Source organism: Rhodococcus sp. MT28, from assembly GCF_058792695.1.
On sequence record NZ_JBXAFD010000003.1, the window covers coordinates 293,199 to 305,388 of the forward strand.

At 64.3% G+C, this 12,190-nt stretch carries 10 protein-coding genes; 5 read left to right on the plus strand and 5 right to left on the minus strand.

Annotated features, from left to right (window positions below; all coding sequences use genetic code 11):
* Window positions 1-6 precede the first annotated feature (6 nt).
* A complete protein-coding gene (locus tag AC1Q6C_RS14100) occupies window positions 7-996 on the plus strand; it encodes a hypothetical protein (RefSeq protein WP_230359814.1) in 990 nt (329 codons plus the stop codon).
* A 56-nt stretch (window positions 997-1,052) separates the two neighbouring features.
* Entirely contained in the window at window positions 1,053-2,378 is a 1,326-nt protein-coding gene (locus AC1Q6C_RS14105; protein WP_230359815.1) for an alpha/beta hydrolase, read from the plus strand.
* Window positions 2,379-2,417: 39 nt separating this feature from the next.
* On the opposite strand, the gene AC1Q6C_RS14110 is transcribed toward AC1Q6C_RS14105, so the two are convergent.
* The 4 genes from AC1Q6C_RS14110 to AC1Q6C_RS14125 all read right to left on the minus strand — a co-directional run bounded on the left by AC1Q6C_RS14110 (window position 2,418) and on the right by AC1Q6C_RS14125 (window position 6,620).
* The gene (locus AC1Q6C_RS14110) at window positions 2,418-2,675 is read right to left on the minus strand and encodes an HPr family phosphocarrier protein (protein ID WP_003942144.1); all 258 of its coding nucleotides are present in this window, start codon (window positions 2,673-2,675) and stop codon (window positions 2,418-2,420) included.
* A gap of 97 nt (window positions 2,676-2,772) precedes the next feature.
* The gene (locus AC1Q6C_RS14115; RefSeq protein WP_050655799.1) at window positions 2,773-4,842 is read right to left on the minus strand and encodes a PTS fructose transporter subunit IIABC; all 2,070 of its coding nucleotides are present in this window, start codon (window positions 4,840-4,842) and stop codon (window positions 2,773-2,775) included.
* Between the two features lie 18 nt (window positions 4,843-4,860).
* A complete protein-coding gene (locus tag AC1Q6C_RS14120) occupies window positions 4,861-5,856 on the minus strand; it encodes a 1-phosphofructokinase family hexose kinase (protein ID WP_042450660.1) in 996 nt (331 codons plus the stop codon).
* A complete protein-coding gene (locus tag AC1Q6C_RS14125) occupies window positions 5,853-6,620 on the minus strand; it encodes a DeoR/GlpR family DNA-binding transcription regulator (RefSeq protein WP_003942134.1) in 768 nt (255 codons plus the stop codon). Before AC1Q6C_RS14125 ends, AC1Q6C_RS14120 begins: the two co-directional genes overlap by 4 nt.
* 191 nt (window positions 6,621-6,811) lie before the next feature.
* Here AC1Q6C_RS14125 and AC1Q6C_RS14130 point away from each other — a divergent pair, with 191 nt between their 5' ends.
* From AC1Q6C_RS14130 to AC1Q6C_RS14140, 3 genes are all read left to right on the plus strand, one after another.
* Entirely contained in the window at window positions 6,812-8,485 is a 1,674-nt protein-coding gene (locus AC1Q6C_RS14130) for a putative PEP-binding protein (RefSeq protein WP_492666679.1), read from the plus strand.
* A 75-nt stretch (window positions 8,486-8,560) separates the two neighbouring features.
* Window positions 8,561-9,841 carry a uracil-xanthine permease family protein gene (locus AC1Q6C_RS14135; protein ID WP_020907537.1) on the plus strand — a complete coding sequence of 427 codons (1,281 nt, stop codon included), beginning with the start codon at window positions 8,561-8,563 and terminating at the stop codon, window positions 9,839-9,841.
* Window positions 9,842-10,030: 189 nt separating this feature from the next.
* Entirely contained in the window at window positions 10,031-11,173 is a 1,143-nt protein-coding gene (locus tag AC1Q6C_RS14140) for an acyl-CoA dehydrogenase family protein (protein ID WP_007735194.1), read from the plus strand.
* Window positions 11,174-11,265: 92 nt separating this feature from the next.
* On the opposite strand, the gene lexA is transcribed toward AC1Q6C_RS14140, so the two are convergent.
* The gene (gene lexA / locus AC1Q6C_RS14145) at window positions 11,266-11,994 is read right to left on the minus strand and encodes a transcriptional repressor LexA (RefSeq protein WP_007735195.1); all 729 of its coding nucleotides are present in this window, start codon (window positions 11,992-11,994) and stop codon (window positions 11,266-11,268) included.
* Window positions 11,995-12,190 lie beyond the last annotated feature (196 nt).

Below are 12,190 nucleotides of genomic sequence, written 5' to 3' on the forward strand. Positions count from 1 at the left end.
GGGGCCGTGGTCGCGGTGATTGCTGCGACTACGGCAACCGCACTGCTTCCCGGAGCGCTCGCACAGGCGTCGTCGTTCGAACCGAGCGAGTTCGCCCCACTCTGTACGCCTACCGATCCTGCGCTCCAGGAGTTGTCGGGGATGGTCGTCGTCGACGATCGGATCTACGCGATGGGCGACGGCGGCAGTGACGACTTCGTATTCGAAATGGACCTGAACTGTGTTGTCCAGAAACAGATTCCGGTCCCGATAGACCCTTACGACGTCGAAGATCTTGCGGTGAGTGGGCGAACGCTCGTTCTGTCGGACACCGGTGACAACCTCCGGACCCGCGAAACAGTGGCGTTCATCACGATGGACCTCGATTCCGGTGGCGGTACGTTGCACCGCCTCACGTACCCGGACGGTGCGCACGACACCGAGTCGATACTGCTCGACCCCGACGGCCACGTTTTTGTCGTGACCAAGGAATTGTTCGGCGAAAGCAGTGTCTACACACCGGTCGGGGATCAGAAACTGAGTGACTTGGCGCAGCCCGGCCCGACGCCGCTCGAGCGCGTCGGAGCCGTGTCCCTCGGACCGGAGAAGCCCGTGTCGGTGATGTTCACCGGGGGAGCGGTGTCGTCGGACGGTTCGGCGATCGCACTTCGGAGTTACTCCGACCTGTACCTGTACGAAGTCGTGGACGGCGGAATCGGCGCGACGCTCACCGGTACCGAACCGCTGCGGATCCCGCTCCCGAAGGAGCCTCAGGGTGAGGCGGTGGCATTCAACGATGCGGGCGATGTTCTGATCGGTTCTGAATCTGCCGGCGGAGCGTTGCCGCCGGTGTACGTGATGCGAGCGCTCGTGGACGCGACAGAAGCGACGGCTGACTCGTCTGACGGTTCGGTCGGTGTCGGGGTCGATCCGTGGACATTCGTGTGGGCCGGGTTGGTCGCGGCAGGATGTGCGATCGGGGGCGCGGCGTTCGTGAGATTTCGACGACGCCGCTGATTCCCAAATAATTCCACGAATTCGCAGACCGCCGGTAGATGTGGATACTGGAACGAATGCACGGGCATCAACTCCTGACGCGGCTCTCGCGTATGTCACTCGAGCACGGACACATCACCGCAGTGCTGCTCGTGGGTTCCGTCATCGTCGGCGTCGGCACGTTGCTTCTGCTTCGGTGGTTGCCGCGTCGGGCCGCGTTGGTTGCGCTAGGTCTGTCAGTGCTCGGATCAGCCACCGGTGCGATGTTCGTGTGGCTCAGCTTTCGGCCGCTGCCCGCGCAGCTACCGGCGTCGAATTTTGTCTGGATAGCGCTGGCGATGTTCGGAGTCATCGGCGCCGCACTCGTTCTCCTTCGGCGCCCAGGGCTTGCGCGTGGCCTTTCGGTGACGGCATTCGCCGGGCTGGCCGCGATCGTCGCAGTAGGTCAGGTCAACGCGCAGACCGGCACCTATCCCACACTCGGCTCACTGGTCGGGCACTGGCCGGTGGGCTCGGTCGAGAACGTTGCCTTCGATTCGCTCCCCGGGGCCGAACCTTGGGTTCAACGGGGACTGCCCACCGAAACTCATTGGCAGGTTCCGGTGCGGATGCCGAGCAACGGTGTCGTGACGGAAGCGGCGATTCCAGGAAACGTTTCGGGATTCGACGCGAGGCCTGCGACGCTGTATCTCCCGCCGGCCTATCTTGCCGATCCGCGTGCCGAGTTGCCCGTACTGGTGTTGGTGGCGGGTGAGCCCGGCAGCCCCAGCGACTGGCTGGACAGTGGCCGGCTCGCGACCACCGTCGACGCCTATGCGTCGAGGCATTCCGGGCTTGCTCCCGTGGTGGTGGTGCCCGACGCGTTGGGGGACTACGACGCCAACCCCGGCTGCATGGATTCGGCGCTCGGCAACGTCGCGACGTATCTGGACCAGGACGTCCCGAACTGGATCGAATCGAACCTTCAAGTGAATCCGGACGCTGCGCAATGGGCTATCGGTGGGTTTTCGTACGGCGGGACATGCGCGATCGAAATGGCCGTGAACTTCCCGGACCGATACCCGTCGTTCCTGGACTTCTCCGGCCAGGACGAACCGTCGACCGGTGACCACGAGGACACTGTGGCTGCGATGTTCGACGGCGACGAAGACGCTTTCGACGCGGTCAACGCCCGAGACCTGATGGCGCAGAATCGGTATCCGCAGTTGTCTGGTGTATTTGTCGCGGGTGAGGACGACGACATCTACCGCCCTCAGCAGGAGATCATGTTCGAGGCTGCACGCGCCGCCGACATGAACGTGGACTACTACACCCTTCCCGGCGGGCACTCGGGTGATGTGTGGGGCACTGCTCTGGAACTCGAAATGGACTGGCTGGGCCGGACACTCGCACTGACTCCGTGAGAGTGTCCGGCCCGCTGCACAGCACCGACTGACATCAGGTCAGGCGTCGAGATCAGCGGCTACCAGCTCGGCGACCTTGGCGAGTGCGTCGGCGTCGTCGGACTCGATGGTTACTTCGGTGTCCTTGGCGGCTCCGAGCGTCATGATCATCAGTGCCGAACCTGCATCCACGGGTTCGCCGTCGGCGACTGCGAGGGTGACCGTGGCGCCGGAGGCTCCGACTGCTTCGGCGATGAGAGCGGCGGGGCGGGCGTGGAGGCCGACTGCGGAACCGACGGCAACTGTCTTGCTGGGCATGGGATCTCCTCGTTGTAGAACTGTCGTTGCGGACGTTATGGGGTGTTCGGGCAGATCTGGTGACTCAGGTGGTGACTGCAGTGTTGCCTGCTGTCGATCATGCCGCAGCGGGCACGATTTCGGGGTCGAGTTCGGCATCGGACGGCCCCTTGCGGAAGAACTCCTTGGCTCCGACGACGGCGAGCGCAGCTACCACGGTTCCCGCGGCGAGCGAGACCAGGAACCAGCCGATTCCGCCGACTGCGAAGAAGACGAAGATCCCGCCGTGCGGGGCGCTGAGAGTGACGTCGAAAGCCATGATCAGCGCGCCGGTGACCGCGCCGCCCGCCATCATCGAGGGGATCACGCGAAGCGGGTCGGCAGCGGCGAACGGAATCGCGCCCTCGGAGATGAATGCCGAACCCAGCAACCAGGCAGCCTTTCCGTTCTCCCGTTCGGCTTCGCTGAAGAGCTTGGGACGCAGCACCGTCGAGGCAAGTGCCATGGCAAGCGGCGGAACCATACCGGCAGCCATGACAGCCGCCATGATGCGCAAAGTGGCCGGGTCGTTGACGTTGAGTCCGGCGACGGCGAAGGCGTAAGCCGCCTTGTTGACCGGTCCACCGAGGTCGAAGCACATCATCAGGCCGAGAATGATGCCGAGGAAGATGGCCGAGCTGCCGGACAGTCCGTTGAGCCAGTCGGTGAGACCGGAGGTGATCGCGGCGAGCGGACGCCCGAGGACGATGAACATCAGTGCTCCGACGACCAGCGTCGCGAACAGCGGAATGATCACCACCGGCATCAGGCCTCGCAGCCACTGCGGGACGGCGATCCGGCCGATGTAGAGCGCGACGACACCGGCGATGAGACCACCGACCAAGCCGCCGATGAAACCGGCACCGACGAACACGGCGACCGCCCCGGCTGTGAAGCCGGGAGCGATGCCAGGCCGGTCGGCGATGGCGAAGGCGATGTAGCCGGCCAACGCGGGCACCAGGAAGCTGAATGCCAACGAACCGATCTGGAACAGCACTGCGCCGAGATAGGTGGCCAGACCACCGTCGGGAAGGTTGGTGATCGAGTTGTTGAGAACGATGTCCTTGGCCGGACCGGAGATCTCGTATCCGCCGAGCAGGAAGCCGAGTGCGATCAGCAGGCCGCCGGCCGCGACGAACGGGATCATGTAGCTGACACCGGTCAGGAGGACCTGACGGAGGTGGGTGCCGAACCCTACGGAACCGGCATCGGAATCCGCGGCCGCTGCGGCGGTGCCGTCAACGGTGGCGGCGGCGGGATTCTCGGAGGCGCGCAACGCTTCTGCGAGCATCTTGTCCGGCTCGTTGATTGCCCGCTTCACACCGGAAGCGACGACGGGCTTACCGGCGAATCGTTCGCGGCCCTTCACTCCGACGTCGGTGGCGAAGATGACCGCGGCGGCTCCGGCGATCACCGAAGGGTCAAGGGGGGTGCTTCCGCTCGAACCTTGGGTTTCGACGTGCACCTTGACGCCGGCGCGTTCACCCGCGGCGACGAGTGAGTCCGCCGCCATGTAGGTGTGAGCGATTCCGGTCGGGCAGGCGGTGACCGCGACGATGTGACGCTCCGCGGGCGCTGGTGCCGGGGTCTCCTCGGTAGCGTGTTTCCCGGTGGAAACAGGTGCCGGGGGTGTCGCTGCCGCAGCCTTCGCTGCAGGATCCTTCGGTGCGGGATTGAGTACCTCGTCGACCAGTCTCACGATCTCGTCCGGCGTCGACGCTTCACGAAGTGACGTGACGAACGCGGGCCTGACGAGTGCTCGGGCCAACGAGGAGAGCAGCTTCATGTGCTCGGCCCCGGCGCCTTCGGGGGCCGCGATCAGGAAGACCAGATCGGCGGGGCCGTCGGGTGCACCGAAGTCGACCTTCGGATCGAGTCGAGCAAACCCCAGGGACGCGGACGAGACAGCCTCGGCGCGGCAGTGGGGAATTGCGATTCCGCCGGGCAGTCCGGTCGCGGACTGCGCTTCGCGAGCGAGTGCGGCATCGACCAGTCCCGCGGCGTCGCTCGCCCGTCCCGCTGCAGTCAATCGCGCTGCGAGAGAACGAATGACATCTTCCTTGGTCGAACCCAGGTCGGTGTCGAGTGAGATCAGTTCGGGACTGATGATCTCCGGGCCGGAACTGCCGGCTGCGGTGGTATCGGACATGTCAGGTTCCTTAGGGCGTCAGGCGAGTTCGGTGGGGACGGGGATGGGAGAGGCGGCATCTGCTGCAGATACCGAAACCGCTGCCAGATCGATCTGTTCGGGTGTGGGAAGGGTTGTGCCGGGAAGGGAGGCAGCGGCGCTTCCGTAGGCGACCGCGTGACGTAGCCGCTCGGATTCCGAGCCGCCGCCAGCTTCGGCGAGGATGTAGCCGGCCAGCGACGAATCGCCTGCGCCGACGGTACTGACTGCGACAATCGGGGGAGCGGTGGCGATCCACGCGCCGTCGGCCGTGACGAGGACGGCCCCGGCTGCGCCGAGCGTGGCGAGCACGCTGCCGACTCCGCGATCGACCAATCGCTGCGCCGCCGTGATTGCAGGCCCGGGATCACCGTTCTCGGCAGCACGTTCGAGGACGTGGCCGTCGACGCCGGTCAGTTGCGCGAGTTCCTCGCCGTTGGGTTTGAGCAGATCAGGTGCCGAGCCGGGGAAGCCTTCGGCGAGTGCCGTCAGTGGGGCGTCCGAGGTGTCGACCGCCACCTTGCACGGGTGATCGCGCAGCGCGGCGACCAGTTCGCCGTACCACCCCAGCGGAACGCCGGGAGGCAGTGAGCCGGACAGCGCGAACCACAGTGCGGTGTCGGCGCGGGCGATCAACTCCTGTGCCAGGGCGTCGAGCGTCGAACCGGACAGCGTTGCGCCCGGTTCGTTGATCTTCGTCGTGGTCCCGTCCGGTTCCGCGATGGTGATGTTGGTGCGAGCCGGACCCGTTGTGGCGACGCCGATGTGGGGAATCCCACCGGTTGCGAGCGCCGAGAGCAGAGGGTCACCACCGTTTCCCGGCAGCACCGCGAGCACGTCGAGGTCGGCTGCGGCGAGAACACGCGCCACGTTGACCCCCTTGCCGCCGGGGTCGCTGCGAGTGGAGTGGGCGCGTAGGACGGAGCCTCGTTCGAGCCGTTGCTCGAGTTGTACGGTCCGATCGATACTCGGGTTGGCTGTCAGTGTGACGATCATGCGATCACCACCTCGATTCCGTGGTCGTGGAACTCGGATGTGTCTGTGGGACTGATCTCTTCGTCGGTGATGAGGACGTCGATGCTGTCGAGTGGTGCGAAGCTGATCAAGTGCTCGCGGCCGACTTTGCTGGAATCGGCCACCACGACAACGTGATTGGCGGCCTTGACCATCGCTCGTTTGACGGCGGCCTCTTCGCTGTCCGGGGTGGAGAGTCCGTGCCCGACGCTGATCGCGTTGGTTCCGACGAAGGCGACGTCGACCCGCAACGTGCTCAGCAGGCGCAGAGCGTCCTCGCCGACCGCGGCTTGCGTCACCCCGCGTACTCGTCCGCCGAGCAGGATCAGGGAAATCGAGTTCATCGATGCCAGTCGTGCGCCGATCGGCACGGAATTGGTCACGGCCGTGAAGTCGTTCTCGGTCGGAAGTTCGGGGATCATGCGGCCCGTGGTCGTGCCCGCGTCGAAGATGACGCTGCCGCCGGTAGGAGGGAGATAGGTGACCGCGCAGCGGGCGATCCGGTCCTTCTGTTGCGCGCGGGTCTGATCGCGTTCCGCCATGCCCGGTTCGGTCACGTGGAGGGATCCGGTCGGAACGGCGCCGCCGTGTACACGCCTGATCTGTCCGATCCGCTCGAGGAAGGCCAGATCGCGACGCACGGTCTCGGTGGTCACACCGAAGGTTTCCGACAGCGCCGCCACGGACATGCGTCCGCGCTGCGACACCATGGTGCCGATCGCTTGTTGGCGTTCTTCCGCGTACACGTGCTCTCCGATTCCGAAATGTGATCCGACGGTGCGTTGTGGATCACAGTGAATGTTGCTTTATGTTGTTTTACGCCCGAGTGTGTTGACATGTCAAGACTTGGGAGTAATCTTCGTCACAACGAAGGTGAGGGCTTTACGCGCTCGAGGTGATCCGGTGTGACACCGGGCCCATCGCTCAAGGAGGACAGATGACCGAACAGCTCAACCGAATCACCGTGCACGGCACCCCCGTCGTGCCCGGAATTGCCTACGGCCCGGCTATCTGGCCGTCCAGCCGACCAGAACTCGTCACCGATGCGCCCGCACTCGACGAGGTCGATCGAGAGGCCGCTGCAGACGCCTTCGTCGCAGCAGCGAAGGCTGTCGAGAACCGCCTTCTCGGACGGGCTGCCGAAGCCACAGGCGCGGCCGCCGAGGTCTTGCAGGCCAACGCGGCGATGGCAGCCGATCGCGGCTGGATCGGGGCGGCAAAGAAGTCGATCGCCGGCGGAGTGCCCCCGGTGCAGGCTGCGATCGCGGCGACGGAGCAGTTCGTGGTGCTGTTCACCAAGGTCGGCGGTGTGATGGCCGAGCGCGTCACCGATCTCGAGGACATCCGCGACCGCGTGATCGCCGAACTCTCCGGATTGCCCGAACCCGGAGTTCCGATGCCCGAGACGCCGTCGGTGCTGTGCGCGGACGATCTGGCTCCTGCGGACACCGCGGGCCTCGATGCAACCAAGATCATCGGACTCGTGACCATCTTCGGCGGCCCGACCAGCCACACGGCAATCATCGCGAGGCAGTTGGGCATCCCGTGCATCGTGGCTGCGAAGGAATTGGAATCCATCGCGGCCGGAACACCGATTCTGATCGACGGAACCACCGGCGACGTGATCGCGGAGCCGGATCCCGAACAGGCGCGCGAACTGGTCGAACAATCCCGGATCGATCGCGAACGCGTCAGCACGTGGACCGGACCAGGCCGGACGTCGGACGGTCGGCCGGTAGACGTTCTCGCCAATGTTCAAGACGGCGCGGGCGCTCGCGCCGCGGCGTTGACCGCAGCGGGAGGCATCGGGCTCTTCCGGACCGAACTCTGCTTCCTCGGCCGTGAGACCGAACCGACCGTAGACGAGCAGGCGGCGATCTACGCCGAAGTTCTCGAGGCCTTCGCAGGAAAGAAGGTCATCATTCGCACGTTGGACGCGGGTTCGGACAAGCCGCTCAAATTCGCCAACCATCAAGAGGAAGCGAATCCGGCCCTCGGCGTTCGTGGGGTCCGAATCACCTGGCAGGACATGGGAATTCTCGACCGCCAGCTCGACGCGATCGCGGCAGCCGCGGCGTCGACCAACTCGTCCCCGTGGGTCATGGCACCGATGATCGCCACCCCGGCCGAGGCGAAACGTTTTGCCGATGCGGTGCGGGCACGCGATCTTGTTCCCGGTGTGATGGTCGAGATCCCGGCGGCGGCGCTGTTGGCCGACCAGATTCTCGAACACGTCGAATTCCTCTCGATCGGTACCAACGACCTCGCTCAGTACACGATGGCCGCTGATCGGATGTCCTCCGAACTCGCCGACCTGACCGATCCGTGGCAGCCCGCGGTGCTCGCCCTTGTCGCACGTACGGCCCAGGCCGGTCAGGCGGCAGGCAAGCGCGTCGGCGTCTGCGGTGAGGCGGCCGCCGATCCACTGTTGGCGTGTGTTCTGGCCGGACTCGGAGTTTCCTCGCTGTCGTGCGCTGCGGCGTCGGTCGCGGGTGTGGGAGCGAAGGTCGGGTCAGTCACCATGGCGCAATGTGAGGCGGCTGCGGCGGCGGTGCTGGCAACCGGTGATCCGGTGGCAGCGCGCAAAGCGGCGGCCGACGCAATCAGCTGAACTGGTTTCGTTGGTCTCGGTCGGAGACCGAGCGCCTGACCTCTAGTATTTCGACCTGTGATCGAACGAGAAACAATGACCGGGGCCGGCGGAATCGGCTGGACTGTCCACGGAGACGGCAAGCGGATCGCCGACGGCGCCGTCGTGGCGCCGGACGAACGACTGAGTTGGCCGCGCACCATCGGGATCGGGATGCAGCACGTCATCGCGATGTTCGGAGCGACACTGCTCGTTCCGACCATCACCGGCTTCCCCGTCACGACGACGCTGTTGTTCTCGGGTATCGGCACCGCGCTGTTCCTGCTCATCACCCGGGGCCGGATCCCGAGCTATCTCGGTTCGTCCTTCGCGTTCATCGCCCCGCTGACAGCGTCGGCAGGATCGGGCCCGGCCGCGCAGCTCGGTGCCGTCATGGCCGTCGGCATCGTGTTGATGTTGATCGGCGTCGCCGTACGTCTGATCGGCAGCCGGGTCATCGACGCCGTCATGCCGCCGGTAGTGACAGGCGCCGTCGTCGCGCTGATCGGTCTCAACCTCGCTCCGACGGCGGTCGGTTCCTTCGAATCGCAGCCGCTGATCGCCACGGTCACGCTCGTTTCGATCCTGCTGGTCACGGTCGTCGGTCCCGGGCTGCTCGGCCGGTTGGGCATTCTGGTCGGCGTCGTGATCGGCTGGGTCTTCGCCGCGGTCATCGGTGGTCTCGACAGTGAACGAGTGTCCGCTCTGCGCGAAGCCGACTGGTTCGGGCTGCCGAGTCTGCACGGACCGTCGTTCGACTGGTCGGTGATCGTGCTCGCGCTGCCCGTGGTGATCGTTCTGGTCGCCGAGAACGTCGGACATGTCAAAGCGGTGTCCGCCATGACGGGTAAGTCCCTCGATGACCTGGCCGGAAATGCGCTGTTTGCAGACGGTCTCGCCACGACCTTGGCGGGCGCCGGCGGCGGATCCGGAACCACCACGTATGCCGAGAACATCGGTGTCATGGCAGCGACGCGTGTGTACTCGACCGCGGCGTACTGGGTAGCGGCCGCCACCGCCGTGATCCTGGCATTTTCGCCCAAATTCGGTGCACTGGTCTTCACGGTTCCGAACGGCGTCATCGGCGGTGCGACGATGGTTCTCTACGGACTCATCGGCATTCTCGGTGTGCGCATCTGGATGGAAGCGAAGGTGGACTTCACCGATCCGGTCAACCTGACCGTCGCCGCTGCCGCACTGGTTGCCGGCATCGGGAACCTGACGCTGACCATTGGTTCGGTCGAGCTGGGCGGCATCGCTTGGGGGTCGATCGGCATCCTCGTCGCCTACCCGATCATGCGATACCTCGCCAAATTCCGTACTTCGAGTAACAGATAACCGCTACAGTCACGAATCGTGATCGTTCGGGTCATCGACGGGTATCGCAACAGGTTCTACCGTCGGAGGCAGTGACGTGGGCCCGCGAACTTCGGCGTGCCCAGTCTCAGCGAAAATATCCCGACCGGGTACATCGTCCCCACCGGGTACATCACTGAAGTGCCGTATATCGAATTGCAAGGAGTCGGCGTGGAGCGCACCCTGTTCGAACCGGAACATGAACTCTTCCGGGAGTCGTACCAGAAGTTCTTGGCACAGCACGTGGCACCGAACCACGAGAAGTGGGAAGAGCAGAACATCGTCGATCGTGACGTCTGGGTCGAGGCCGGAAAGCAGGGATTCCTGGGAACCGCGGTACCTGAGGAATTCGGCGGCGGCGGTGTCAAGGATTTCCGCTACAACGCGATCATCACCGAGGAAACCACCAAGGGTGGCTTCAGTGGTATCGGCTTCACGCTGCACAACGACGTGGTGGCGCCGTACCTCCTGGAGTTGACCAACGAGGAGCAGAAGCAGCGTTGGCTACCCGGATTCGCGTCGGGTGAGCTGATCTCGGCGATCGCGATGACCGAACCGGGTACCGGTAGCGACCTGCAGGGCATCAAGACGAAAGCAGTTCGCGACGGGGACCACTGGGTACTCAACGGTTCGAAGACCTTCATCACCAACGGAATCAACGCCGACATCATCATCGTTGTCGCGTGCACCGACCCGGACAAGGGTGCTCAGGGCTTCAGCCTCCTCGTGGTCGAGCGGGACATGCCCGGCTTCGAGCGAGGACGCAATCTCGACAAGATCGGCATGAAGGCTCAGGACACCGCCGAACTCAGCTTCACCGACGTACGCGTTCCCGCTGCCAACCTGCTGGGCGAAGAGGGAATGGGCTTCTTCTACTTGATGAAGAACCTTCCCCAGGAACGACTCTCGATCGCCGTCGTTGCTGCCGCCGCAATGGAATCGGTTCTCGAGAGCACGATCCAGTACTGCCGTGACCGCAAGGCATTCGGCAAGTCGATCGGCAGCTTCCAGAACACCCGATTCGTACTGGCCGAATTGGCAACGGAGACCACGGCAGTGCGCATCCTGGTGGACAAGTTCATCGAGCAGCTCAATGCCGAGAAGCTGACCGTGCAGGAAGCTGCGATGGCGAAGTGGTGGACCACCGAAGCTCAGGTCAAGCTCATCGACCGCTGCCTCCAGCTGCACGGAGGCTACGGCTACATGAAGGAATACCCGGTTGCCAAGGCGTACATGGACTCTCGTGTGCAGACCATCTACGGGGGCACAACCGAGATCATGAAGGAGATCATCGGACGTTCGCTGAATCTCTGATTCGGGTGATGGACCGCTGATCGTCACGAAAAGACTCTGGGCCCCGGCTGATGCCGGGGCCCAGAGTTTTGTGATCGAGGGTGCGAGCGAACTCAGATCTTCCGCATGACCGTGACAACCTTGCCCAAGATGACGGCGTTGTTGCCGGGAATCGGCTCGAAGAGGTCGTTGTGCGGCATCAGCCACACCTCCTTCTTCGTACGCTTGAACGTCTTCACGGTGGCTTCGCCGTCGATCATTGCGGCCACGATGTCACCGTTCTCGGCGACGTTCTGCTGACGGACGACAACCCAGTCGCCATCGCAGATCGCTGCATCGATCATCGACTCACCGACAACCTTGAGCATGAAGAGCGAACCTTGGCCGACGAGCTCGCGGGGGAGTGGAAACACATCCTCCACAGCTTCCTCGGCGAGGATCGGTCCGCCGGCAGCGATGCGGCCCAGGATGGGGACGAACGCCGGCTCTGGCAGCGGGTCGGCACTGTTGTACTCGCCGGAATGCTTCGACACCGACGCGATGGCGGTATCGGCCGCAACCTCGTCGAGACCCCGAACATCGACTGCACGAGGGCGATTGGGATCGCGTCGAAGGAAGCCCTTGCGCTCCAACGTTCGCAGTTGATGCGCGACCGACGACGTGGAGGTAAGCCCCACCGCATCCCCGATTTCGCGAATGCTCGGCGGATACCCGCGCTCCGTCACCGAATCGCGGATCACTTCGAGAACGCGCCGCTGACGCTCGGTGAGCGTCTCGCTCGACGGAGACGGAACTGCAGAAGCTCCTGCCTCCGCGGCTGTGCTGGAGCGATCGTCCTTCATGGCCTGTTGCCTCCGTGTCTGAAGAAGTCGTGTCTGAAGAAGTCGTGTCTGAACAAGTCGTGTCTGAAAACTGCCTGCAAAAGTGCTTGGTGCAAGTCGCGCAGAAACCTGTCGGTGCCTCCTGCCAACATTCGAGCTGTCGACAAACACGGAGGCTTTCGCAATTCCCGCTGTGTGGTCTGACACGAATCTAGCC